This window comes from Alteromonas sp. ABH4_457 (genome assembly GCF_056160625.1).
Genome location: NZ_JBSWXN010000004.1, coordinates 229557 through 253474, shown reverse-complemented (window position 1 = coordinate 253474; position 23918 = coordinate 229557). Strand labels below are relative to the sequence as shown.

21 protein-coding genes and 8 tRNA genes are annotated in these 23918 nt (G+C 45.0%); 17 read left to right on the top strand and 12 right to left on the bottom strand.

What is annotated here, in order from left to right; genetic code table 11:
- The first annotated feature begins 19 nt into the window (after nucleotides 1-19).
- On the top strand, nucleotides 20-1186 hold the full coding sequence (locus ACXAGR_RS11160; RefSeq protein ID WP_474850204.1) for a hypothetical protein: 1167 nt from the start codon (nucleotides 20-22) through the stop codon (nucleotides 1184-1186).
- Nucleotides 1187-1221: 35 nt separating this feature from the next.
- Here ACXAGR_RS11160 and ACXAGR_RS11155 read toward each other — a convergent pair.
- From ACXAGR_RS11155 to ACXAGR_RS11110, 10 genes are all read right to left on the bottom strand, one after another.
- Nucleotides 1222-1306 (bottom strand) — tRNA-Tyr (locus ACXAGR_RS11155).
- A gap of 15 nt (nucleotides 1307-1321) precedes the next feature.
- A tRNA-Met gene (locus tag ACXAGR_RS11150) sits at nucleotides 1322-1397 on the bottom strand.
- Nucleotides 1398-1403: 6 nt separating this feature from the next.
- Nucleotides 1404-1478 (bottom strand) — tRNA-Glu (locus ACXAGR_RS11145).
- Nucleotides 1479-1570: 92 nt separating this feature from the next.
- Nucleotides 1571-3232, bottom strand: a complete 1662-nt coding sequence (locus ACXAGR_RS11140) for a nuclease/transposase family protein (protein ID WP_474850202.1) — start codon at nucleotides 3230-3232, stop codon at nucleotides 1571-1573.
- 31 nt (nucleotides 3233-3263) lie between these two features.
- A complete protein-coding gene (locus ACXAGR_RS11135; RefSeq protein ID WP_474850200.1) occupies nucleotides 3264-3824 on the bottom strand; it encodes an IS607 family transposase in 561 nt (186 codons plus the stop codon).
- A 130-nt stretch (nucleotides 3825-3954) separates the two neighbouring features.
- Nucleotides 3955-4042: transfer RNA gene (locus tag ACXAGR_RS11130), tRNA-Asn, on the bottom strand.
- Nucleotides 4043-4048: 6 nt separating this feature from the next.
- Nucleotides 4049-4124, bottom strand: a tRNA-Thr gene (locus tag ACXAGR_RS11125).
- A 15-nt stretch (nucleotides 4125-4139) separates the two neighbouring features.
- A tRNA-Arg gene (locus ACXAGR_RS11120) sits at nucleotides 4140-4218 on the bottom strand.
- Nucleotides 4219-4269: 51 nt separating this feature from the next.
- A tRNA-Ala gene (locus ACXAGR_RS11115) sits at nucleotides 4270-4345 on the bottom strand.
- Between the two features lie 85 nt (nucleotides 4346-4430).
- Nucleotides 4431-4506 (bottom strand) — tRNA-Lys (locus tag ACXAGR_RS11110).
- A 247-nt stretch (nucleotides 4507-4753) separates the two neighbouring features.
- Here ACXAGR_RS11110 and ACXAGR_RS11105 point away from each other — a divergent pair.
- A complete protein-coding gene (locus tag ACXAGR_RS11105) occupies nucleotides 4754-6307 on the top strand; it encodes a hypothetical protein (protein ID WP_474850198.1) in 1554 nt (517 codons plus the stop codon).
- Between the two features lie 4 nt (nucleotides 6308-6311).
- A complete protein-coding gene (locus tag ACXAGR_RS11100; protein ID WP_474850196.1) occupies nucleotides 6312-7304 on the top strand; it encodes a DUF2989 domain-containing protein in 993 nt (330 codons plus the stop codon).
- Nucleotides 7305-7308: 4 nt separating this feature from the next.
- Here the strand turns inward: ACXAGR_RS11100 and ACXAGR_RS11095 are convergent, their stop codons facing one another.
- The gene (locus ACXAGR_RS11095; protein WP_474850194.1) at nucleotides 7309-7737 is read right to left on the bottom strand and encodes a hypothetical protein; all 429 of its coding nucleotides are present in this window, start codon (nucleotides 7735-7737) and stop codon (nucleotides 7309-7311) included.
- Between the two features lie 201 nt (nucleotides 7738-7938).
- On the opposite strand from ACXAGR_RS11095, the gene ssb reads away from it, so the two are divergent.
- The 14 genes from ssb (at nucleotide 7939) to ACXAGR_RS11025 (ending at nucleotide 22976) form a co-directional block, all read left to right on the top strand.
- Nucleotides 7939-8805: a single-stranded DNA-binding protein gene (gene ssb / locus ACXAGR_RS11090; protein WP_474850192.1), complete on the top strand. Its 867-nt coding sequence runs from the start codon at nucleotides 7939-7941 to the stop codon at nucleotides 8803-8805.
- A 103-nt stretch (nucleotides 8806-8908) separates the two neighbouring features.
- The gene (locus tag ACXAGR_RS11085) at nucleotides 8909-9439 is read left to right on the top strand and encodes a disulfide bond formation protein B (RefSeq protein ID WP_474850190.1); all 531 of its coding nucleotides are present in this window, start codon (nucleotides 8909-8911) and stop codon (nucleotides 9437-9439) included.
- Nucleotides 9432-10358 carry an HDOD domain-containing protein gene (locus tag ACXAGR_RS11080; protein WP_474850188.1) on the top strand — a complete coding sequence of 309 codons (927 nt, stop codon included), beginning with the start codon at nucleotides 9432-9434 and terminating at the stop codon, nucleotides 10356-10358. The genes ACXAGR_RS11085 and ACXAGR_RS11080 overlap by 8 nt, the downstream gene beginning before the upstream one ends.
- Before the next feature lie 90 nt (nucleotides 10359-10448).
- On the top strand, nucleotides 10449-10769 hold the full coding sequence (locus ACXAGR_RS11075; RefSeq protein WP_474850186.1) for an HPF/RaiA family ribosome-associated protein: 321 nt from the start codon (nucleotides 10449-10451) through the stop codon (nucleotides 10767-10769).
- Nucleotides 10770-10828: 59 nt separating this feature from the next.
- Nucleotides 10829-12076 (top strand): hypothetical protein, encoded by a 1248-nt coding sequence (locus tag ACXAGR_RS11070; RefSeq protein ID WP_474850184.1) that lies wholly within the window; start codon nucleotides 10829-10831, stop codon nucleotides 12074-12076.
- A 59-nt stretch (nucleotides 12077-12135) separates the two neighbouring features.
- A complete protein-coding gene (locus ACXAGR_RS11065; protein ID WP_474850182.1) occupies nucleotides 12136-12450 on the top strand; it encodes a thioredoxin domain-containing protein in 315 nt (104 codons plus the stop codon).
- A 111-nt stretch (nucleotides 12451-12561) separates the two neighbouring features.
- Complete coding sequence (locus tag ACXAGR_RS11060; RefSeq protein WP_474850180.1) at nucleotides 12562-14184, top strand: Calx-beta domain-containing protein; 1623 nt, start codon at nucleotides 12562-12564, stop codon at nucleotides 14182-14184.
- Between the two features lie 299 nt (nucleotides 14185-14483).
- Nucleotides 14484-15266: a hypothetical protein gene (locus ACXAGR_RS11055; protein WP_474850178.1), complete on the top strand. Its 783-nt coding sequence runs from the start codon at nucleotides 14484-14486 to the stop codon at nucleotides 15264-15266.
- A gap of 105 nt (nucleotides 15267-15371) precedes the next feature.
- Nucleotides 15372-16799: a hypothetical protein gene (locus tag ACXAGR_RS11050; RefSeq protein WP_474850176.1), complete on the top strand. Its 1428-nt coding sequence runs from the start codon at nucleotides 15372-15374 to the stop codon at nucleotides 16797-16799.
- A gap of 63 nt (nucleotides 16800-16862) precedes the next feature.
- Nucleotides 16863-17642, top strand: a complete 780-nt coding sequence (locus ACXAGR_RS11045) for a hypothetical protein (protein WP_474850174.1) — start codon at nucleotides 16863-16865, stop codon at nucleotides 17640-17642.
- Between the two features lie 11 nt (nucleotides 17643-17653).
- Nucleotides 17654-20932, top strand: a complete 3279-nt coding sequence (locus ACXAGR_RS11040; protein WP_474850172.1) for a hypothetical protein — start codon at nucleotides 17654-17656, stop codon at nucleotides 20930-20932.
- A 64-nt stretch (nucleotides 20933-20996) separates the two neighbouring features.
- Nucleotides 20997-21557 carry a hypothetical protein gene (locus ACXAGR_RS11035; protein ID WP_474850170.1) on the top strand — a complete coding sequence of 187 codons (561 nt, stop codon included), beginning with the start codon at nucleotides 20997-20999 and terminating at the stop codon, nucleotides 21555-21557.
- A gap of 81 nt (nucleotides 21558-21638) precedes the next feature.
- Nucleotides 21639-22256 (top strand): hypothetical protein, encoded by a 618-nt coding sequence (locus ACXAGR_RS11030; RefSeq protein ID WP_474850168.1) that lies wholly within the window; start codon nucleotides 21639-21641, stop codon nucleotides 22254-22256.
- A 36-nt stretch (nucleotides 22257-22292) separates the two neighbouring features.
- Entirely contained in the window at nucleotides 22293-22976 is a 684-nt protein-coding gene (locus ACXAGR_RS11025; RefSeq protein WP_474850166.1) for a hypothetical protein, read from the top strand.
- On the opposite strand, the gene ACXAGR_RS11020 is transcribed toward ACXAGR_RS11025, so the two are convergent.
- Nucleotides 22977-23774, bottom strand: a complete 798-nt coding sequence (locus tag ACXAGR_RS11020; RefSeq protein ID WP_474850164.1) for a hypothetical protein — start codon at nucleotides 23772-23774, stop codon at nucleotides 22977-22979.
- Nucleotides 23775-23918: the final 144 nt, after the last annotated feature.

The following is a 23918-nucleotide window of genomic DNA, read 5'->3' as shown; positions in this document are numbered from 1 at the left end:
TTTATTAAGGATATCTACGATGACTGCTGCACCCGATAAATTCAGAAAACCAGTTACTATAAACTTCCGCTCTGTCGACGGAAACAGAACCGAAACGTTTGACACAGCCCAAGACTTTTTTGAAAAATGGGGGGCAGACAGAAAAGCGCCCGCTCAATGGAATAATAGCGAAGGTGACGGCATCACCATGATGGATGCTGCGGATGAGGCAAGTTTTCTTGAGCTGCAAAGAGAATGTAAGCGCCAACATCAATTCAGCTTCAACAGCATGACAATGAAATTTGCTGAAAAATACCTAAATATTGACGAGGGCTTGTTAAGCGAATTATTTGTTTCTGCACAAGAAGAATCTCCAGCCGCACCATATGCAACACAGTTCGGTAATGCCTTCTCTATCAGCACCCAAGACCCGCTGTTTAATACCCTTCAACCTGAAGTGCCAAGCAACTACAAGAACGCAGGCATCCAAAAAGGTGATTTCTATCGGGAAAACACACTTATCATGCGTGATGATGTGCATGATATAGCTATCGTTATCGATTTTTCTAGTACCGCTGAATCATTAAATGATATCGCAACCCGACGCATCAACAAAGGCACTAATGTCGGCTACTTTATGGAGGACAAGGAAGATTTTAACCACAAGCCATGGCAGTCCAGTCATATATTCGGCAATGATATTGTCATTTACTCTATCTATAAGCGCATCGAAAGAGACTTCGGGAACGACCCCTTCTTTGAGCCTGAAAGTGTCTCGTATGGCGGATTCAATAATTCCAAGCGAACTCCTGTCGCGCAAGATTTCCTTTCTTATCTTGCAGATCGAAGCCATCAGAAGCATGCTGACTACCTGCATGACCGAGCAGGAAACCGCAAAGAGGGAGATCGGCCCACGACAGCCCTTATCACTATTAAGGGTGACCTTCTGGCGGCTTCAGGCGCAACAAAAGAACTGGGCGGCATCTGGGTTGAAATAGAGAAAGGGGAAGCCCCTGTATTTCTGAAGGAAGGCACTGTCCTGATTGAGCATTATCACCCTGAGTATCTGATAGGTGATTTTGAAGATCGCGACCCGAACAAGAGCCTGCACACCTTTGAAATCCCCTCCGAACAGGAACAAAAAGAGATCCAGAAAAATATCGATAAAGGCATAGCCCTTGAAGATAAGCTAGGCCTCTGGTCTTGAACAGAAACGGCTGCAATTATGCAGCCGTTTTTATGTGGTGGAGGCGGTTGGATTTGAACCAACGAACGCTGAGCGAGCAGATTTACAGTCTGCGACCTTTAACCACTCGGATACACCTCCAAAAACACTTTTAACTGGTTGCGGGAGCCGGACTTGAACCGACGACTTTCGGGATATGAACCCGACACTCTACCAACCGAGTTATCCCGCATAAAAATGGCGCTCACGGCGGAGTTGAATCCGCGTTACCAGCTTGAAAGGCTGGTGTACTGACCAACTAGACGACATGAGCAAAACTACAAATTTGGTGGTCTCTGGTGAACTTGAATCACCGACCTCACCGTTCATAAATTACCGAACAAACCTGATCAGTAATTTTTACTCTCAGTGAGAGCTGATGCGAACAGCTACATCAGAGGATTTCAACAGATTGTCACGCACCTTCAGGCTGACGAAACCCGACTCCGAAGGGGGTCGTAACACCGCTGAAAACCCGATGAGCTTCTTCACTTTCTGCCATCGCCTGAACGGGTCGTCAGGCATACTTACAGTTGCCTGACGAGCATTCATTACGCGCTGTGCCGCTGCCTGCGGCACGCGAATGCGAATACACTCTAAAACTAAACCCAGCCCTCTGCGGGCGATGACCTGCGCTGCTGCCTGATGGCTGGTCAGCGTTCCTCGCTGATATTTCAACGCACCGATTAGGCTGGTGAAAGCAGGATTGACCGCTTTCGTTAATATTCCCTCACGCCATGCTCGGCGGGTCAGAAGTGTGAGGATTTGACTGTACGCCAGCGCTGAGAGCATCACCCGATGCCCTTTAGGTAACGCCTCTTTCAGCGCCTGTTTTTTGCGTGTGAAGTCGAGTTTCTCGTGCGCTATACCAACACCAAACCGCTTGGCGATCTCAACAACCTGTTTCGCTGAATCACCCGCTATCGCGCTGCGCTGGTGGCTGGTGAGACCTCTCTGCGAAACATCACAGGGGATGCTGGCGGTGAAAACTTTATTCCCGCTGGTATCGACAACCGTCACCGCCAGATGGTCTTGATTTACGTCCACACCCAGCGCCCCGCGCTCGAACCCCGTCACGGACTCGGGCGGCTGCTCTGCCACCGTGACCGCAACCTGCCAGCCGTATTTATGCCGACTCAAGCGCACAGTCAGTGCCTGACCGTAGCCGCTTAAAACAGCGTTTTTTGTGCCTTTTTCACCGTGGTTTTTCAGATAGGCATCCTGAAGCTCCCTGAACTTATCTGACGAACCCGCCGCAATGCGCCTGATATTCTCCGCGCAAGCCGCCAGAATAGCCTCATGGCCGTAATTAAACGTCAGATCTTGCAGCACCACTCTGCCACCGCCAATAGCGTCAGGCAGCCGCAGGGTGAGTGAAAACGTGCCGTCAGGTTTTGGTTTAAGCTGTGCGCCCTGATTGCCCATCCGCTCATCTTTCGAACCGATGACACAAAACTGGTTGCTCCGGCTCTGCCGCCACTCGTCCAGCCACGCCTGATGGTCGGAAAAGTTATTTTCAGCGAGGTGGTGCTGGGCATTAAAACGACTTTTACTGCCGAAGCACATGCGGGGAAGCTGACCGGATTCGCCTTCCAGCCTTGTCAGCTTACGCTGCTGTGCCGCAAGATATCGGGACTTTTGATGTGATTTAGAAAGTAAGCGATCTATTACTTCACGCCTGCCGCCCGTTTTGTGAAGCATGGTCGCTTTATCCCGCAGGGTTTTAATGGTGCCGGATACAGCATTAATACGCTCAGAAGTGTTCGACTGGTAAAGCTTATTCAGCTCTTTCTGACTGTCCAGCTTGCCCTGAAGTGTGATCAGGATAGCATTATACTGGCGTCCCGTGATGTTGAATTTTTTGAGAAATTCACGCTTACGCTCATTTGCGGTGAGCTTTCCAGCACACAGGCTGGCGTAAAGCTTACGCTCGACCTTACCTGACAAGGCAGCAAACGCCGCCAGTGCGTCAGAGACCGCGCTGTCCGCAGGTTTGTAGAGAGTCGTAAACGTCGAAATTTGCTTCATTCCGCCTTTATACACTGTATTTTTATACAGCTCAAGCAGCAAGCCGCTTTTTGCTCCTGTTACTCCGCTTACCATACAGTCTGGTGCTAAAAACCGTCATCAGTGTGATCACGTCTTTTACTAATTCCTGTTCAAAACTCAAAGGCTCTGACTCGTTATGGATCATCACTTTACAGCCTGACCAGCGGCATAATTGAAACACCGGTTCGTGACCGAATCTCAATAACCTGTCTTTGTGCGTCAGGTGTAACTCACCAATTTCACGGTTCAGCAGCATCGCCACCAGCTTTCGCAGGCGCGGTTTTTTGCAGTTTAATCCTGAACCTAAATCAGCCAACACGACATCACAATGCTTTGCCAGATACGCACTCTGCGTGACCAAATCCGATTTCTGATCGTGAGAACTCACCCGCGCATAGCCAATCTTAAGCTTTGCTGGCTCGGTCAGCCTGTAGCGCCTGTGACCGCCCAAAGTACGTTTTGCCGGATGCAACCTTCCCTCTCTGTCCCAGCGCCGCATCGTTGGCACTGACACCCCGCAAAACTGCGCTGCCTCACCGATACTCACTAAACCTGATTCAATAATTTGCATGACCTGTCACCTCTATGATCAGGTTTAGTCAAAGATCACGCTATAAGCAAAAACCCTTATCAGGGGTGCGCTCTACCAACTGAGCTATGAGACCTTTAACACTCGACAGGAGATATACTCTTACAAAATATGGCTGACGGAACTGGATTCGAACCAGCGATGGGCTTTCGCTCGGCGGATTAACAGTCCGCTGCCTTCGACCACTCGGCCATCCGTCATGAAAATGGTGCCGCCTGAGAGCCTCGAACTCCCGACCTCCTGATTACAAGTCAGGCGCTCTGCCAACTGAGCTAAAACGGCGAATTAATACAAAGGTGGCGTGGGTGGAGGGACTCGAACCCATCACGTCTTAGGGTTAGAAGCCCTCTGTTTTCTCCAATTAAACTACACCCACACAATGACTGTACATTTTTACAAAATGCGTTACTTTAATTTTACTGAAATTTGGTGGAGTTAGGCAGGTTCGAACTGCCGACCTCTTGAATGCAAATCAAGCGCTCTCCCGACTGAGCTATAACCCCAAATCTTTTTATCGCCTTGTGCGAAGACGCCGGATGCGTCGATTTCTTTTGGTCTCATGTACCATCTTACTCTCCCTCTAAAAATTGGTGGGTCGTGCTGGACTCGAACCAGCGACCAATTGATTAAAAGTCAACTGCTCTCCCAACTGAGCTAACAACCCGTTTAAATCAAAGCCTGTAGCAATCCTCAGATACAAAAAAGGCGACTCAATTGAGTCGCCCTTGTTATGAATCCGAAACCTTAAATCGGCTTTCGTTTTCGCAGCACAGGGCAACTCAAAGCATATTTATATGCTTTGTTCGTCTCTCTGATAATCATTGCTGCGTTCATTGGATTACTCACTTTAAATCTATTGATACGGGACTAATTTCCCTATGCTTGATGTCATTATAGCGCCAAGAATTAATATGTCAACTAATAAATTAAAAAAATTTCAACCCCACCTAAAGTTGACCGAGATGGTATTTTGTGTTAATATTAAATCATATTACGATAACATTGAAAGTAGCATGAAGAAAGGCCAGTCCGCACTTACCAAGATTATACTCGCTATGGCAGAAGGTAGTAATGAATCGCTATCAGAAATAGCCAGCTGTAGCACCAATAGCGTTCTGGTGTCGGCGCTTCAGATTGCTAAGCTTAATAAAAACCATGATGCCCAGCTTATTATAGCCTCAAACATGCAACAGAAGGACGCCAAGGAGCTATTTAAGCAGCTTGTCGGGCTTTGCAGAGATGAGCAAATCGATAGCGCAAAATTACTTCTAAAGGCCGTCTCACCTTTTTCTGCCAGCGATGCTAATGCGGTGCTGAATTTTGCCTACATGCGGAGCGCGGACTTTTGCGACAAAACTGCGACAAATCTTATTGCCTACAATACCGCGTTACGCCTGTTTGGATCATACTTAAATATTCATGTTCACAGTGATACTCCGCGCATAGCGAGTGAGTTGCTAAATAAAAGTCTAAGTGTTGCTTTTCGAATAACGCATGCGTATCCCTATTACCTTAATGTGGTTCGGGAAGGTGATTTCGATATCGTGGATTTTAGGGCGCTAACACTTGGAGCCTTACTTTCTCCGTTTGAATCTGACCTTGAAAGCTTTTGCGCTCTGGTTGCGGGGGATTTATTTCAGGATATTAAGTATAAGTCAGAGGTGTTCAAGTGCCTGTTGGAATACTGTCAGTGCAACAGGGAAGTAAGGCCACTTAAGTTCAAAAAAATAGTATCTATCATATTTACGTCGAAAGACGTCGTGCAAAAACTTTTAAATGAATTAAGCGAAATGGAGCTGATGGAGGTATTCTTTTACCTTGGCGAATGGTTAAAGCCTCACCTTCATCATATTGAAGTCAATGAACTCAGTATACCCCCTTCCCTCGTGGCCGAATCGCCAGATATCACCACACTCATGCAGTTTTGCATCTGCCACTGCTTATTATTCAAAGCAGACACACGCATTGATGCGCCATATACCTATGGCCGTACTGATAAATATAAAGTAGATACTGCGGTGAGCACCCTGTGCAACACTTTGCGTCAGCAAAAGGGCATTACCTCCCTAAAACTAATCTCTGATAAGTTGCATATCCTGAAAACCAATAGCCAAAACAGAGCTGGTGCCCCCGAAGAATCTATCGGTGCAGTCATGACCGAATCAGACATCGCGAAACTATGGGCCTCCATGGATTGGGATTTGACCGGTGCCTCTGCCGAACTAAACACACCAGTAAAAGCCCTACTGAGAAAAGCAATAAAGCATATTGGAAGCTCACCAATATTCAATCAGTCGATACTTCATAAAGCAGGCATATATTCTGTGCTTGAAATTGGCATCAATGAGGCCGAATTCGATCTCCTTGAAAGCTTCATGGATTTTTCAGATTTAAATTTCGCCTTTGTCAAAAACCCGAAGTCCGCGATGACACTGCTTGTTAAGTCAGCATCAAAAGGAGAGTAATGTTATGCCAAAGATCTTCGCTGTATCAATGAAAACTTCCTCTTTACTCCTTCTGTCTATACTTTTATCAGGATGTGAGAAAGCAAAAGAAGAAATCAGCCTAGAAGACGCCTGCAATAGTGATATCGCATTCTGCCAAGCGATTGAATCTGACAGTCGCTGCAAGCCAGAAAGAAAAGAACTGATCATTGCGCACAATATCTATACAACCATTCGCGATATGAATCACCTCTACAGAGGTTTAATTGCTGCTGAAAGTTTTGTGAAATGCTCGGAGCTGGCCAGACATGTAGAGTATATTAACCCTGACAAAAAATTTGCGACGCCCAACGAGGACGGTAACCATCTTACCGATAAAGAGTTGGCTTACAGAAAGCGATACGCAGCATCAATAGAAAAGCGAAAATCAACCAAACAGAAGAACTATAGAAATGGTCTCAAGGAGCTTCGAAAACTTGAGGAAATGTCATCCTTTAGCAGCATCCCAGAACTAGCCTACTACCACTGGTCTCGGCATCAGGACAAGGATGCGCTAAAAAGACTCCTGAAGGCGGAAAGCGAAGGAAAAATCAATAACTACTGGCTTAAATACGGAATAGCTCAGTACTACTCCACTTATGAGCCTGACAAAGCCCTTGCTGCACTCGAAGAAAGCCTGAGTATGTACCCGCCACAATTATACGAAGACAAACCTGATTCAACAAAGAAACAGCCACCCTTCTCCGACGACGGCCTGCTTCATTTTGCTATATTGAGAAGCATGGCTGGCATAAGCTTCAAAGAAGGAAATCTTGCAGCATCTTATATTTATGCAAAAGTACTGCATTTAAATAACGACAGAACAAGCAGTACAGCTATGATCCTTGAATACATGGGGAGCGCCCATGCCGAGCTGGTGGACAAACTGGATGATTTTGCTGATGCCGTAGACGAAAAGATTGAAAATGGCGAACTGACAGTCGAATATCTTAAAAAGCTCCGCAACATTGCAGCGTAACAGACTATTCGCATAAGATCTTAAGCAGCTCAGAAGGACTGGCACCGCCATCGTCTCGCAGACTCTCTTCTTTCATCAATGCTTCAAGAAAGTCTTCCTGCATGAGCAAGCTCATCATGAATAGCCACTTTGAACTAGGAATAAGCTCTAATACTTTGATGCCTGCCTGCATCCATCCAGTTTTTATGTTACCCAGTTTTTCGGACAGCCTGATGATCTGAGTTGCATTCTCAGCAGAACAGATACCATAGGCCTCAATTCCCACTAACTCTCTCTCTACTGGGGCCGTCAAGGATGACATAATCAGGCGCAATAGCAGCTTTTTTACAACCTCTGCATCTTCATCCGAATGACTACCAAGCAATCCTCCGAATAACACTTCCTGAGTATTGCCGCCCACCGCTTCTTTTAACAAACCAGAGATGTAAAGCAATGAGTACTCCTCTTTTTCTTGTTTAATGTAGCCACATTACGCGGGTTTTTTACTTAACTCAAGTATATCCGATGCCGAATACTTGTTTATTTAAACGACCTATAATAAAATAATCGGGTAACGTTGAATTTACGTTTGACATTTGAAATATATCGTGTTATTATATACACACTGAAACGAACAACTACTTAAGGGTAATTTATGGCAAATCGTGGCGTGAACAAGGTCATACTTGTAGGAAATCTTGGAAACGATCCTGAGGTGCGTTATATGCCAAACGGCAATGCTGTCGCAAACTTGAGCCTCGCGACCTCAGAAACATGGAAAGATACGAACGGTGAGATGCAGGAACGTACTGAATGGCATCGCTTAAGCATGTTCCGCAGACTTGCGGAAATTGCAGGTGAATACCTCAAAAAGGGTTCTCAAATCTACGTTGAAGGCAAGCTGCAAACCCGTAAGTGGCAAGATCAGCAGGGTCAGGATCGCTATACTACAGAGATCATAGTTGATCAGATGCAAATGCTGGGTAATGGCAACGGCAACGGTAACGGTTATCAACAGGATAACAACGGCGGCTATCAGCAGGAGAATAACGGCGGTGGTTATCAGCGCAGCAACTCACAGGGTGGCAACCAAGGCGGCGGATATCAGCGCGGCAACCAGCAGGGCGGCAACCAGCAGGGTGGCAACCAAGGCGGTGGCTATCAACGCGGTAACCAGCAGGGTGGTAATAACGGCGGCGGCAATCAAGGCGGTTATCAGCAGGGTGGTAATAACGGCGGCGGTAATCAAGGCGGCGGTAATCAAGGCGGCGGTTATCAGCAAGACAACCAGCAGGGTGGCAATAACGGCGGCGGTAATCAAGGCGGCGGTTATCAGCAAGACAACCAGCAGGGTGGCAATAACGGCGGCGGTAATCAAGGCGGTGGTTATCAGCACGGCAACCCACAAGGGGGAAATAACGGTGGCGGTAACCAAGGCGGTAATTTCCAGCAAAACACTGGGGGCAATAAGGCCGCAATGACCGAGCCAGATTTCGATTTTGACGATGATATTCCATTCTAGCTTCGGGACACAAAATGTCAATAAAAACAATAGCTTACGACACTTCTCGTAGGCTATTTTTCTAATTAAATCCTATTATTACAATTTAAATGAGGTATCATTAATGCGCTATTCATCCAGTCGAATTCTTCGCCTGAACTTTTTGTTTACTTTCCTCGCCTCCAGCGTATTTTTGCTTTTTGCATTTTTTCTTCAGCATATGGAAGGCCTTGAGCCTTGTGTCAAATGCGTAGACACGCGAGTTGCCTTGTTCGGGGTGGCCCTATTCTCCCTGATAGGTTCTGTGGGGCCGCGTATTCTCTCCAAAGGAAAAGTGCTATTGCCAATAGTCACCATGCTACTGGCATATACCCTATGGACGGTGTGGGACAATTACATGGATCTTTACCATCCCTCTGGCTTTATGACTGCTTGCTCCCTAACCCCAGCAATCGCTTCTATTATCCCTGTTGATACGCTTTTTCCTTGGGCATTCGAGCCGAAAGGTATGTGTTCTAAAACCTATTGGCAATTTGCAGGCATGAATATAGAGGTAGTATTTGCTACACTTATTGCAGTGGTTATTCTCCTCGGAATTCATATAATAGGAGTCGTGGCCACCATAATTCAGCACCTCAAGGCCAAGCATGTATAAAGAACCAGCTAATTTGATCTCTACGGCAAATTTAGCGTGTATTAATTTAGTAGCAAAAACAACAGGACGCCAGACTTTGAATCAGAGCAATCTTTTAAAGATCATCAATGCTCGACTAGAACAGGATGATCTAGTACTTCCGACTCTACCCGATGTTGCACTAGAAATACGCAAGCGGATTTCCGATGAAAGCGTTGAGATTGAAGAAATCGCCGAAATCATTAAAAAAGATCCTGCAATCACTGCAAGAATTATTAAATTTGCTAACTCCCCCTTTGTAAGGGGGGTTAATGAAGTTGATACGATTCAGAAAGCTGTGATCAGGATTGGGCTTAAGAGGCTGAAAACACTAATCCTCGGGTTTGCAATAGAACAAATATTTTTTGCCAGCAATATCTCTGTAGCCACCCAGATGGCAGGCGTTTGGCAGCAAGCCACAGATGTTACCAAAGCGACAGCTACCACTCTTGCAACACTTCACCATAACGGACGGGCAAAAAACCTTAACCCTGATGTCCTGTTCCTGATTTCCCTTGTTCACAATATCGGATTCTTGCCTGTATTAACTGAAGCAGATCGCTTAGGACGGAACTCTGAAGCATTCAAAGATGATGACTTAATCAAGGCAGCAGACTTTTCAATAGGGATGACGCTTACAAAGAGAATACTAAAGTCTTGGGGATTCTCAAAAATTGTTTATGAACCAGCTGGTGGATGGACTGAGCCGCCCACAGACCCTCACAAAGTAACTTACACCACCATTTTAAAGCTTGGCTTGGCGACTACCGGTTATGTTTGTGAAGAACTGCAAAAACAATTTACTGACGAGGCAATTGCCACTGGAATTATCAAAGACGAGAAATGGAACCAATCCGAAAAGTATAGCGCCATGGAGAACCAATTCAGTACGCTTTTTTGAATTTAATAAGACCACTTAATTATTGCAGAGAAAAATTGCAAACCACGATCATCATGGTAGACTAAGCTTGCAACATAAGGAGTATTATAAATGCAATTACAAACACAAGCTGATTTTGATATCACCAATTCAATTGAATCTAAAATCGCCGGATATGCAAAGCGATTAGAGAAGTTTGATATCCGGAAAATTGACCTTCATCTTAAGAAACAAGGTCACCTGTTTAAGGCCAGTGCCACTACTTTCTTCTCCAGCGGAAAGCAATCCATATCGCGCCACTCCGAGAGCACAAATATGTATGCGGCAATACAGGAAACATTCGAGAAAATTATCCGAGAAGTACGTCACGCTAAGAGTCATCATAAGGGTGGCGAGTCAATTAAAGAATTATCCGAGGATATCGAAACATAACTGTTTACATGGCCAATATATTGTGATATTATAAATCCTCACAATAAAGGAGCGAAAATATGGCCATTACAGCAAACCGTTTCAAAGCAAAGGCCACCGCTCCTATTACACTCCCTGATCTTTATCGAATGATTAAAGAGGATGATGTCGATATTCTGAAGCAAGCTATCTCGGAAAATGTCGACATCTTTGATTTTAATAAGCAAGGAAACTTTTTCAAAAAAGCCTGCTTAAGTGGCAAAAAGGTATTTTCTCACTACCTAAAGCATATCAATGAAACAGAATCACTGACGCTTGGCGAGTGCGTGCAAAGATCTAAAGCACTATCAGGCAGTGAAATACCTCCCGTACATGTTTTCAAGGCACTAGTTCAAAACGGTATTCAATACGGCGACATTGCCATTAATCCAATCCATTCTTATATTGCCAGTGTGATTTGCACTCTACTTACCCATGGCGTTTTTGGCGAACAAAAAGATAACAAAAAGCTGAACTGCCATACTACTGATGCTATTGCTTTTATTGTCAGCATTAAACCATCTTCCACAAAACACACTACGGAATGGATATCTCTTATTTATGACAACTTTAATATGCTCACCACCAAGGGAAGCTCAAACGAACAAGAAGATTTACTCACAGAAATCGCCTTACGCATTTTAGGCAAAATCTATACCTCTGCGGATAAGTCAACACATATAAAATTACTGTCTGACGAGAGATTAAAAGACTCCGCTGCACTACGAAGTGCCGCAACCCTTTTTTTCAACAAAAAGGTGAAGAAAGCCTCTCTTCTGGACGAAACGCTATCAATTGTCATCAATCACTACCCGACTTTCCTCAAGAAAGTGATCGCAAGAAACTTCGCAGTAAAGATCCTCAAAAGAGAGCTTAAAGATTTACCCGATACTGTTTTTAAGCTGCTAAGCACAGAGCTTATTGACGTGGGCGAACTACCTCTCAATGAAGTGCATTCTGATTTTACTAGAATCCTGAAACAGACCCCCAGTGCCGCAACTTTTTTTAAAGCCTACGTCATTCGAGAGCTTCAAAGACAGAAAGGCTGCGAGAGCATGAGCATTGCTGAGTTTGTTCAAAGCCGACCAAATCAACGGGGCGCTATAATCAAAGCAACTCTTGCCGTCGCACTTGTTGAATTGAGCGAGAATGAAACTATTGCACTTTGCTCCACAATCAGTCAAGCAGATGCCCTTGTTACACTCGGTGTGATGCCGTACACAATTATGGTCAATACAAAATATGATGCCGTCCGGACACACTGTTTAACATTGACTGCAAATACTTGAACATCATAACAACCGGAGGTACGATAACCTCATTCGAATATACGATGTATTTTTAATTTATGAGTAATGCGGCCTTATCGGACGACAGTTTAAAATCAGCAATACCCAACCTCACGGGACTAAGTATAATTCTTGCCGCTATGCCTTGGTGCAGCATGACTCCTGACGCGATAAACACAGTTATAGACTTTGATCATCCTGATATCCAAAACACCATTCTGGTGAATGCAGATGAAGACTTGGCATTTTGTGATGCCTTTCGTGTTCGAGGGACACCTGCCATATTATTTGTTAAGGATGGAGAAGTTGTGCGTCACGAAACAGGGTCGCCAAGTCCAGAACAGCTTCTTTCAATAGTTGAAGAGTATAAATAGATATACTATTGTATTAGATTTATTACCTTATCTAATTACTTTAGCTGATATAAAACTTGACGAATAGGCATCCCTGTGTTAATATATAAAAAACACTAAGGAACTCGCAAGATGAAGATGAATAAACTCGCAGCTATCTGCACTGCATTATTTTGCTCGACTCAGGCATCTGCCGCACTTGAAACAGGAAATGGATTTTCATACCCAACTGAATCTCCAACTTATAATGAGTCAGATGTAATGACTCATGAAGTTCTATTCTTCTATTCAGACGACATGCTGGACTATTTCGATAATGACGTCGAAAAAATGACCGACTGGATCAACAAGTCAGTTGAAGTGAACAACGACATCTTTGTCCGGCAGGATATTCCTCTTCGCCGCAAAGTGTCAGGTGTGATCCCCTACCCTTCAGGTGTAGGTTATGACGATTATTCAGACATAGATAATCGAATTACGCTGATCAGAGATGCCTACACCAATGCTGAATACGGTATTGGGAGCTTCTACCGTGCTTCTTATGTTGTTGGACTGAATCGCTACTATTCCGACCTCACTACCAACACAGGTAGAGCCGAACTGGGCGGGAAGTACAGCTGGGTATCTCCTAAAGATGATGTTCAGCGAACACTTGCCCATGAACTCGCTCATAATGACGGACTGGCGCACAACGTAGCCGAAATTGTTGAGTACAAAGCAAACAACCAATCCCGCTGGTTGGCGCGAGATTATGCTGCTGGATATGACTGTGGCGGTTTCGCTAGTTTGATGAGCGACACCAAGTCTATCGAACGCGACGAAATGTTTCTTTCCAATCCGGAGCTTCTAAGTCCTGCGGGGGCGGAGTGCGGAGTGGATGATGAAGCGGATTCAACCAGAGCTTATCAGGAAGTTGCTGCCGAAGATATGCGGAATCAGACTGGCATTTATGCCAACAACCGCACTCCGGACGATGCTGAGGGTTATGTTTCACTCTCAGTTTCAACAAACTCTGTCAACGAAGGAGTTGGACTGACAGCAGAGATCTACTGGGAAGGCGCATCTGTTGGCGATGCTGTTCAGGTAATTGCGAAAAAAGGTACAGCTGACACAACGGACTTTGTATCCAAAATGGCGGTTGTCTATTTTGACGGTGAAAATACAATGGACACCGTAACCTTTCCAACGACGGATGATGATGAATTTGAGGTTGATGAAACCTTTACCATTGAGCTTATTTATCCACTGTCCATCAGTATTGCTGATGGACAAGGCTCAGAAACCATCACCATTGTGTCTGATGAACAGGGGAATTCAGGCGTAGTGTCATTAGATGCTTCATCCTATTCTCTCACTGAAGGAAAATCCGGAACTGTCACTATCAACCGAACCGAGGGCACCGATGGCGAGATCACCGTATACCTGAATAGTTCAGCGGGAACCGCTGATGAGGATGATTTCACTGAGATCAACAGAGAACTGGTATTCGCAGACGGTCAGGATTCAAAGACTGTATCCATCTATGCGAGCGCAGACTCCGATTCATCCGAAGGCAGTGAAACATTCAACCTTACGCTGAGCAGCGATATGAATGTTCTGGGTAATGTTACCTCTGCAACCGTCACGATTTCTGAAGCCACCAGCAACACCGGTTCAGGCGGCTCCGGCAACTCAGGAAGCTCAGGCGGCGGTAGTTTTGGATTCGGACTTGGCCTGCTTATGGCCGCTGGAGCGTTCCTGCGTCGCTTTCGATAGTCCCGCATGGCAGGGCTTTGCGCCCTGCCATAATAACACAATTTAAAAATAGTCAGTTGCGATCAGATAATATTAATGTTATTATAAATGTCAACTGAATGGAGGACTCAAAAGGGATATTGACAGCTAACAGTAATCATTCGGTATAAATTGGGTTGAGATACAATTTATGGAACGTCTTAATGCAGGAAACTGTATAAATTATAGCCACACCCCTCGGGATAGGCTGAGTTTAGCAAGACAGAGAATGAAACATTTTAAATAGGAATGCTTCTCTGTCCAAAAGAGAGTATTTAACCATGGCACAACAGAAAAAACTGACTCCACCCAAAAAGTACGCAGCGAAAATCGAAGATCTTGAACAACGCTTTGAAGAAACCCGCACCATTGCGCGGATCAAAGACGATACACAACGAGATAATTACAAGCGCATCACTGAGCCGCTGAAGCCTCAAGAAATTTTTGCCTCCGAACCACCTGAAGTCGTTTTGTATTTCATGTTGAAGTATGACCTGCGTAGCTATTCTGACATCGCATCTCTTTGCGGCGTTTCCCGAGCGCACATCCAGAATATCATGGGGAATCATCGCAATGATATTGATTTTGACGCCTTTAAAACCAAAGTTCTGAATCATTACGATCCGGTTCAGGTTCCTGAAGACCTGAAAGACCTCCCCAAGGAAAAATGGCTTCCGCTTAAAGAAATTGACGGTTACAAGGTAAAAGAGGACGAAAACTACATCGTCAGCAATATGGGTCGCGTCGCACAGGTTATTCACGGAAAAGAGCGTGACGTAGAATACTCTTACCGTAAGCTGATTATGTATGCTCCAGATCCAGCCGGACGTATTCGCACCAGCATCAAATTCGCAGAAGGTCAGGACAAGAAGAAAAGTCACTTCTATGTAAATACGCTGGTGGCCAAACTGTTTGTACCTAATCCAGACCCCGAAACTCTGACTGTAGCCAGCCAAAAAGATGACGATTACTCTAACAACAAAGCAAGTAACCTTTTCTGGGAAACGAAATCAGAGTCGTTAGCGCGTAAGCGTGGACAGAAAGCAGTCAAGGTTTATGACTGATTCTGCTACAAAATAAATTTAATCAAGAGCTGCCAGTGGCGGCTCTTTTTATTTACATCTAAGGCGATATGTGTTATTATTAGCGCTCACACTAAGGAGTCTGATATGTCACAACAAGATGCTGCAATTAGAATTAAATCCTTAATCAACTCGGTTAAGCGAAACAAATCGCATCAGTATTTTGTTGAAGCATCAAATCCGGATATGCCTTCGCGGTCTTTCGATATCTGGAGAAAAACCCAATCCACCAATGGTAAAGACAAATATAAGCGTATAGCTGTTTTCGACAGCCTCTTGCACCTTAAACAGGCACTTGTAAAAGTTGTAGCAGAGCTTGAGCAAAAAGAGCTTGTCCAAAAAGGTGTGGATTTTAAGATCTGGTTTAACTGCCTTTCTTTCCAGAGCGAAGTCAGATGGCTGACGACAGAGGAAAGAAAAGAAATTGCTAACACTATTTTTCTGAAATTTAGTGATTTCTCAGGCCTGGACTCTATCAGATTTGCCTATCCCGACGAAAGAACTGTGTCCCTTTCAGTTGCTGAGGTATATCACGCAGAAAACCAAACCGACATTAAAATGATACCGCCCTCATTCTCCGATAATGCAAAGGAAATCATAGAGGCATTTGATGCCGCCAGAGCAGAGCTTGAAGATACTCTGAAACCACATTTTATGACTGTGTTTCATTGCATATCAAACACCTACTACCAGTCCAACGCAGTATTGGAAGAAGCGTACCGCACATGGGGAGATGATGTCTTCAAATTTGAGTTGCTGCCAATTAAGAGACACGAAGAGATCGCCGCATTTCTAATCAACCATTATTACATTTCACCGCAGACAGCACAGGGCGTAAAGCAGGCCGTGATTAATAACTTTGACGGCGCAAGGACACGCCTCGCGTTTCGCCCCACCTTGCAATTTAACAAAGACGGTACTATTCACCCAATCCGATTGGAACTGTTCCGGAATACCGCTAAACAAATAGCGCCTCGCGATATAGACAGCAGACTGGGTAACAAAGACATTGCCGATACCATTGCCGAGATTCAGATTTTTGAAAACAATTATTTCTTATCGCTGATACCAGAGTATGCAGGTTTTATTATCAATCTTGTAATGAGTCGATACCCTGACAGCCACTGGGCGCTTTTTGAAAGACTCACGGCCTACTTTGGCCGCGCCATTAGAGTACTGCTTAAAGACAAGAGTGATAACCAAGCCGGATTCAGAGAAAAACTGCTAAAAGAAGAAGACATCTCAAGACTGCTTGAGCCGTACAGCAAAGCCCCCTTTAAGCCAGAAGAAGTCGCAAATCCTGTTCGCATGATGATTCTGATGTGCAGCAACTCAGTATTGGAGAAAAATGCCATCAAACCACTTCTGAAGAAACTCTCTGCAAAAGAAATCGGCGAGGTTCTGCTCTTGAAATCCGACGCGCAAGCGGCAATTCAGGAAACGGAACTTACCCCTTATGATCTGCTTGAGTACTGTAGAGACGAGCTAAAACCTGACATCATGTCCCTCTTCTGATTATTGACAAATGGGAACATTTGTGTTATATTAAGCACATAGGTCGTCAGTTTCAGAGGTTTTATGTATTCGCTCACTACATCAATGCAGTCAAGTCAAATCCTTGGCGGGCACGGTATTGAAAAATGGAAGGCTTGGATTAATGCCTCAGCTGCACCTGATTTTACTTCCTCTGCTTCAGCGGGTGCTCTCACAAGCGAATCATGCTGCGCGTCTGAAGACATTGCCATTGAGGTATGGCGCTGCCTGCTTGAGCACTCTGTAATTTCAAACCCAGAACTAGCTGCGACAGCAATAAGCAGCAATAATCCTTTTTTGAGCACCCTGCTGCCATTGCTACCGGTTGTCTCCGGCAAACAGGAGAAGGTCGCATGGACAAAACAATTTCTCGCACACCTTAAGCCAGAGACCAACCTGCTTAAAACTGTGGGTAAAGAGGGGATTTTCATCCTGTCTCAACGAGGTATCGATCTCAACAGACCAAAGGTTAGCCTTGTTCGCAATATGCTGTCTTTGGCCTATGAAGATCCTGCCTACACCACATTCTGGAAAGAGTTGGCTGAGGCTGGATATAAGCCTAAAACTGCGCATCAGGACGTTAAGGGATTTGCCACATTCTTTAGCTTCTTAAGTGAAAAACAGCGTAGGACGGCGCTGTTGAAACACGAAAATCTGGCATCACTGTTAAAAAATGTCCGGAAGGATAAAGGGTATGCTGTTGAAAATGAGCAAATGCTGACACTGCATCTCTGTCTGAATAATTATGAGGTCTTTGACTTCATTTCAGCAGATGACACTACCGATAAAGAACGCGCATTCGCCCTGACTCAAGCATCGAAGTAATTAGGAATACCATGACTAAGATAACTACAGACAATCATACAACGCGCACTGAGCGTTTCATTGCGATGTCGATTGGCGAATACTGGGAAGCTAAAGAGTCACTTCCTGAAGTCGCTGATGCCGGACAGGCAGTTCTGGTCACTGATATTGATTATATCGACGATGCCCCCCACACAATTCATGTGCGACCTCACCCATCAAAAATCGGCCCCTTTAACCAGTCACACAAGTATCTTGTGGATAACTTCCTGAATGCGTTTATGCATACAACCCAAGAACAGGCCGGGCAGGAGCGCGAAAAGGCCGTCAAGGTAATTCAAGAACGCTTGCAAGAAGAGCAGGATGAGATGCAGAAGGCATTTACCAATACCACCCTCATGGATACCCTAATTGATAAGGAACTCCCCAGAGATGCCTCTGGAGACGCTCAGCTGCCAGTTAAGCTGGAGACATTTGGTGCTGACGTCGTTCAGGCAGTAAAAACTCAACAAGTCACTTCCTTAATGAAAACCGGCCTGACAGCCACAGGGATTGAACAAATTCGCTCTTCACTCAATGAACAAAAAACCATTGCTGAGCGACGCAGCGAGTGGATTCAACTCCGCACTAAGCGACTGGGCAAGATTGCAGAATCCATCACCCCCTTTATGGAAGAGAAGGCCGCCTTGGCCATGGCCGTTAGCCGCCGAATGGCCAAGCATGTTGACGAGCTGATGAAAGGGATTGGCAGCCTGAATCTTTATGTCCTGAAGGACGTTGAGATCGTGCAGTTAAGCGCAGGAAATTCTGCCGACGAATCTTTGCCACTGACTATCACACAACGGGTGCTCTTTATGGATGAAGAGATGGCAGTCTGGGCGGATGTTGATGAGTCTTTCGATTATGAAAAAAGAGAACGCTTTTTTGAGACACTGGGAGAAAACACCAACCTCCGTGATCAAATCTTCCCCACCGAACGTTGTGTAGTTAGCATAGCCGCTTCACGACGGCACTTCGATTACTCTGGTTACGACGTGATGACACAAGCAAGAAAAGCAAGGGAAAATAAAGTGCAATTTCTTGTCGTCAGAGATGGTGAAAATGTTTACGCTGTTCTCTCTCCAGAGCTATTTCATCAATTCTCAAGGACTTTGTTTCCAACCCGCAACGAAACCGAGTCTGTGTTCCGTGGATTTGACGGGCAAGCTATTACCTATCGCGATCTTGACTACACCGCGTCTGTTAAGAGGCATGATGCCATTGCCCTTGGCTACAAGCGTCTGCTTATTTTGCTCTGCGGCTTAGACCACAACAAGCAACTGTTCGGTAAGTTTTACGACGGCGAACCATCCATGAACTTTGTTAGCCTCGCGTTTCAGGAATCTCATTTCCGTTTCATTCATGATGTGGATGGTGATGGCGCACTGCCGTCTCACCGACCTCAAGACATGCAAAGCTGGCTGACCGAGCTTAACCGTGAAATCGATTCAGGTTCCCGTGTGCTAATCGTAGCTAGGCATATCATCTCACCCGAAACCTGTCCTTCTGCTTTTCGCAGGAGTGAATTGTGGAACGATGATCCCTACATGCAATACACACCCACCGAGGCTGCGCCTCTGACAGTCGTAAAAAAACAGGGGGATAAGCTCATCACCTCCGTGGAATTAACTGGCTTTAATAACAAGTACGAAGAGCGCACGTTTAATGCAACACTTGATTTGACGGAATATCAAAGCGGAAGAGGCGCTGGATCAGATGCCATTTGTATCGACAGATTAAATCCTGACGAAGCGCACTATTACCTGCATGACAGGAAGACAAGAACAACAAATATCAGTGGCATCAGACTGCTTAAAGTTGCTATCAAACATGCTCAAGAAGAGCGTAAGAAAGACGCTCCCGTCCGCACTAAACTGTCAGAAGCGATAGCGGCAGCCAATATCGAAATGGACAAAGCAGAAGCACAACTGAACACAGATAAGGCCATTGCTGTATGGAAGCGGGCAAATCCGCAGACTGACATCAACACGCTGTGCAATGACAGCAAAAAATTCCATGCACTGTGCGACCAGATTTTTGCATTGGCTGGCGCGGGTGACGCAAAAGCAGAGCAAATCATTACCAGAGAGCGCAAAGACGGACGCACACCTATACGGGTAAGCATCAAGCCTAACGGACAGATGATAGCCTACAGCAGTCTGCTACCCAGTGAGTGTGATGATCGCATTCTTAGTGAACATCGGGTATGTGCTACCACCTATCGCCTCTCGAAAAAAGGCATCGCCAAGACTCGCTCGGCGTTGACAACCATCAAGGCGTTTAATAACAAAGAGACAATACTTTTCGAAGCATCTGACTATGATTTTAATAATCACAGTGACGCGATGAAGATGTTTCCACACGCACACAGCAAAAGTGACTTTTTTGACGCCATTGATGATGCCGCACGCCTCACGAAAGAAGTGGCAGATATCATTCGAGAGAAGGATTCAGAAGCTGCCAAGAAGCTGTTTAGCAATCTCTGCGAGGATTACTTCACTTTTATTGATGAAGAAAGCGAAGAGCGCGTTGAGCAACCCTATTCTGTACTACCAATTAAAGCGGTAGCCGCAGACGGTGAGGCTAATACTCTTTGTCTGGAGATAAAGACCCAGCATCTTCTGCTGGAACTGCTTCATATCATTAACTCAGACACGTTGCGTGACGATTTCTTCCGCGAAGTAAGCGAACTCTACCACAGTGATTATGTGCAAAAACAATACGACAGACTGAAAGCCGCATATATCGATATCGGCAAGACCAGTATACTTTCCCGCGATATCTATTTCAGTGCTGGTCTTGATTTTGGCCTGATTGTCAGTGAAGCCTATGTTGCGAGAACACAGGCTCTGCGCTCCAAATACGCCGGATGGTCTGCCGATGCCATTATCAATGAAAAGTTTGCGCTACAACACACACCAGAGGGATTACCAGACTCCGTAGATGCTCTTCTGGGGCGTCAAAAGCCTGAAAACTTCAAACCTGTTATGGTTATCCAGCAAGGCTCCTTTGCTTCCGAAGACGTGAAATTCTATGTCTTCAATTTCACAGAAGACATGAAGGAAGACAGGTATTTTAACGGCGCATCTTACCGAGAAACGCAGGAAGGTGTTATGGAGTTGGTTAGTACCAGCTATCAACAGTCCGAAAATGGCAAAACCTATGACATTAAACTTGGCCCCGTAAAACTCCCCACAGAAGAATATCGGGGGCGCATGCCGGAGGCTGTGTACGGCAGAGAGATTATCAGCAAAATTGAGAGGAAAAATTAATAAAGTTGACAATGGCGACTTTTAGTGTTAATATTCATCCTTCTCGATTCAAGGAACAAACGCTATGAACCCACAACTTAAAGCTCATGTTGCCCGCAAAAGCAAAATTGATGCGCTGAAGGAAAATGCCCGTGCGCTGGTAGACGCTACTAATGTGATGGGTTCCGACGCATTTGTTGGCAAAGGATTGTTAAAGGTACTGGGTACAAAACAGTCGGACAGCTTTTTCTTTCTTCTGGAGCAGTCGCTGCCTTTCCTGACTGAGCGCATGAAGCGAATGGACTTAAGGACAGAAGATACCACAAAGCTGCTAAGTAGTATTGAGCCGGTTATCGATCCTGATTTTGATCAGGTTTTCGCAAAAGAGTTTGCGATGGCGCTCCTGAGCAATCATCCCACATTGGTTCAGTCCTTCTTTCGCTGTCTGAAGATGGGTCTGGCGTTTCAGGCGGGAACCGAGACACCCCCTTCTGAATCGAGTGTGGAGCGGTACAACGAATCTTATAAGCGTGCAAAACAGAGCTTTAGCGAGCTAGCACAAAGCTGTTACGCTATCTGTCCTGATAAACAGAGCCGGATAAGTCATGCTCTGGCCAATTCTGACGTCCACCTCTCGTTTATCTAAAATACCTATGGGGAGATATCACTTTCTCCCCTAATATTTTTCATGTATTATATTACCTCACTTTTACGAGGTATTTTTTCTATGACAACGACTGTAAAACACCCACAACACATTATTTGCGTACCTGCTTCAGTTTTTAATACTGACGAAACCCGTCCTGTTGGCGGCTTTGCTAAATACACATTACAACCACACGATCTGATGATCGGCCAACGCAACTGGCTGGAAACCACTGAAGACTTTCGTCAAATTCTTTCTGTAGCCGTTCTGATCAGCGAAGGGAAAATTTATGCTTATCGCCGTGGCGAAGGGATCGGTGAAGACGGTCTGGTAGGTATGGTGGCAGTGGCTGTAGGTGGCCACTTCGATATGGACGATCTTATTACGACTGACTCCGTTATCGATATCGACAAGTCTATGAATGTTGCACTTGAGCGTGAAGTTCATGAAGAAACCGAAATCAAAGCCACTATCAAAAGTCACTACGTGATGGAGAAAATGGTTTGCGCCAGCGAAACCAGCGTTGATCGCAAGCATGCTGCCATGATTACGGTCTTCGATCTCGACAGTGAGGATGTTCGCATCAAAGAGAAAGAACTGACCTCTCTCGGCTTCTGGGAACCACAAGCCCTGCTCGACTCAGGCATGCCACTGGAAACATGGACAAAGCTTATCTGCCAGCAGTTGCTGAGTAAATAAGATACACGGGGCTGGTGGATTAACCAGCCTATTTTTATGATTGAAGATATTATCCATTTTGCTACACGCTATAATATTCGAGTCCTAGCGCCTTTTATAAACGCTAAACTTCGGATCAGAACATCAACCGACACGCAAAATTACCATAATCAACACAATTACACTGAACTGGTTTATGCAGCACTCCGGTTTAACAATCCGTATTTTTTAAATGCCTTTCATGACACCGATTCAGGGTTAATATGGCGCTCTAATCCGGAGCGGTTTTTTACGCTGTACTTTATTTATTCCTGTCAGTCTTTGTATACCGGCTTACACGCTTCGCCTGACAGCGTTTTTTACGCACTTCTGAAAAAAGATCGTGAGCACACTTTAAGTTCTATCCGATATTCCATGAACAGGTTTTGTTCCACCATTCCTAATGAAAGAGAAAGCACCACCCAGTTTACTCAACTTATTTCAAGACTTATCAAGCAGGGTGAAATTTTCGATGAAGAAGCAGCATCCTTCTGGCTGCACGCCGCCGCAAAAAGCAGAAAGAAACATGTCTTCCAATCCATGCACGATTCAGGTTTGCGCATTCCTGAATCCATCCAACTTGAAATGAAAAGAGAAAAAGCCCATGAGTTTATAGGCTTTCTAATGGAAGAACAGCTGGATATCCCCTCCCTTATTCAAGAATATCCGGAATACACCGCTCTAATATTTAAGTGCCTGTAATCAAGGATTAAGCGAGTTTTCCTCGTAATTTCGACGTTTTTGCCTTACAGCTTTAACAACACCGTCTCTGGATTTTTCGAAATGTTCATTAGCAAGCCTGATAACATCTTCAAAATCAATATTGCTATGCTCTGCCATGCCCCGTGCCACAGCTTTGGACACCGAAGCCTTGCGCTCAAATACTTCCATTCTTTTACCGTCTGCACGGTTTTCCTGCAATTGCAACCGAACAAAATCAATGTGCGACACCATATCAATCAAAACACACTTTCTGGACTCCTGCACAATACTATCCACATCAAGCTCCGCCGCTATTCCCTGAATCTTCGCCCGACCAAGTAACTTACAGGATTCTTCATAATCTCTTTCAACGACTTCCATTGGCACGACGCTCTTTCTATCTGCACCATCTGCCAGTCTTGAGAGTTTTGCACCCTGCGCTCTTGCCTGACGTCCCGCACAGAAAGCCAGCAACCCCTTAGTTTTTTCACTGAACTCATGCTTGTATTCATCAATTGCTTTTGAGACCAATTTATTGAGTTTCGCTTGCTGAGATTCTTCTGTGATATTTAATTCTTTAAAAATTTTCGCTGACTCAGCGCGGTACTCAATTGCATCAATCTTCATCTCCTGAACCATGACGTTAACGTCTTTCTCATAATCAGGATCAATGGCGCGGGCAGCATCAGGCTGCTCGGACAAAAAAACCACTGATTTGTCGAGCATATGCGCTCTCGCTTCCATTTCAGCATACTGCTGGCCCAACTTTTTATCAAAGCTGCTAAAAAACCATCTCATGGCAGACCCCCGTTTAATTAAATTCAGCTAGATATTCATTATATCACGAGCTATACTTCACAAGTTATTTTTTTGACCTATTAAATATGTGGCTAGATAGCACCATATATTGTGTTATAATCAAAAATCAATACTATAAGTTGT

Bases quoted from the DNA above. Each gene is read 5' to 3' on its own strand.
- ACXAGR_RS11160 (WP_474850204.1), top strand. From the start codon at position 20: ATGACTGCTGCACCCGATAAATTCAGAAAACCAGTTACTATAAACTTC.
- ACXAGR_RS11140 (WP_474850202.1), bottom strand. From the start codon at position 3,232: ATGAAGCAAATTTCGACGTTTACGACTCTCTACAAACCTGCGGACAGC.
- ACXAGR_RS11135 (WP_474850200.1), bottom strand. From the start codon at position 3,824: ATGCAAATTATTGAATCAGGTTTAGTGAGTATCGGTGAGGCAGCGCAG.
- ACXAGR_RS11105 (WP_474850198.1), top strand. From the start codon at position 4,754: ATGTCAACTAATAAATTAAAAAAATTTCAACCCCACCTAAAGTTGACC.
- ACXAGR_RS11100 (WP_474850196.1), top strand. From the start codon at position 6,312: ATGCCAAAGATCTTCGCTGTATCAATGAAAACTTCCTCTTTACTCCTT.
- ssb (WP_474850192.1), top strand. From the start codon at position 7,939: ATGGCAAATCGTGGCGTGAACAAGGTCATACTTGTAGGAAATCTTGGA.
- ACXAGR_RS11085 (WP_474850190.1), top strand. From the start codon at position 8,909: ATGCGCTATTCATCCAGTCGAATTCTTCGCCTGAACTTTTTGTTTACT.
- ACXAGR_RS11080 (WP_474850188.1), top strand. From the start codon at position 9,432: ATGTATAAAGAACCAGCTAATTTGATCTCTACGGCAAATTTAGCGTGT.
- ACXAGR_RS11075 (WP_474850186.1), top strand. From the start codon at position 10,449: ATGCAATTACAAACACAAGCTGATTTTGATATCACCAATTCAATTGAA.
- ACXAGR_RS11070 (WP_474850184.1), top strand. From the start codon at position 10,829: ATGGCCATTACAGCAAACCGTTTCAAAGCAAAGGCCACCGCTCCTATT.
- ACXAGR_RS11065 (WP_474850182.1), top strand. From the start codon at position 12,136: ATGAGTAATGCGGCCTTATCGGACGACAGTTTAAAATCAGCAATACCC.
- ACXAGR_RS11060 (WP_474850180.1), top strand. From the start codon at position 12,562: ATGAAGATGAATAAACTCGCAGCTATCTGCACTGCATTATTTTGCTCG.
- ACXAGR_RS11055 (WP_474850178.1), top strand. From the start codon at position 14,484: ATGGCACAACAGAAAAAACTGACTCCACCCAAAAAGTACGCAGCGAAA.
- ACXAGR_RS11050 (WP_474850176.1), top strand. From the start codon at position 15,372: ATGTCACAACAAGATGCTGCAATTAGAATTAAATCCTTAATCAACTCG.
- ACXAGR_RS11045 (WP_474850174.1), top strand. From the start codon at position 16,863: ATGTATTCGCTCACTACATCAATGCAGTCAAGTCAAATCCTTGGCGGG.
- ACXAGR_RS11040 (WP_474850172.1), top strand. From the start codon at position 17,654: ATGACTAAGATAACTACAGACAATCATACAACGCGCACTGAGCGTTTC.
- ACXAGR_RS11035 (WP_474850170.1), top strand. From the start codon at position 20,997: ATGAACCCACAACTTAAAGCTCATGTTGCCCGCAAAAGCAAAATTGAT.
- ACXAGR_RS11030 (WP_474850168.1), top strand. From the start codon at position 21,639: ATGACAACGACTGTAAAACACCCACAACACATTATTTGCGTACCTGCT.
- ACXAGR_RS11025 (WP_474850166.1), top strand. From the start codon at position 22,293: ATGATTGAAGATATTATCCATTTTGCTACACGCTATAATATTCGAGTC.
- ACXAGR_RS11020 (WP_474850164.1), bottom strand. From the start codon at position 23,774: ATGAGATGGTTTTTTAGCAGCTTTGATAAAAAGTTGGGCCAGCAGTAT.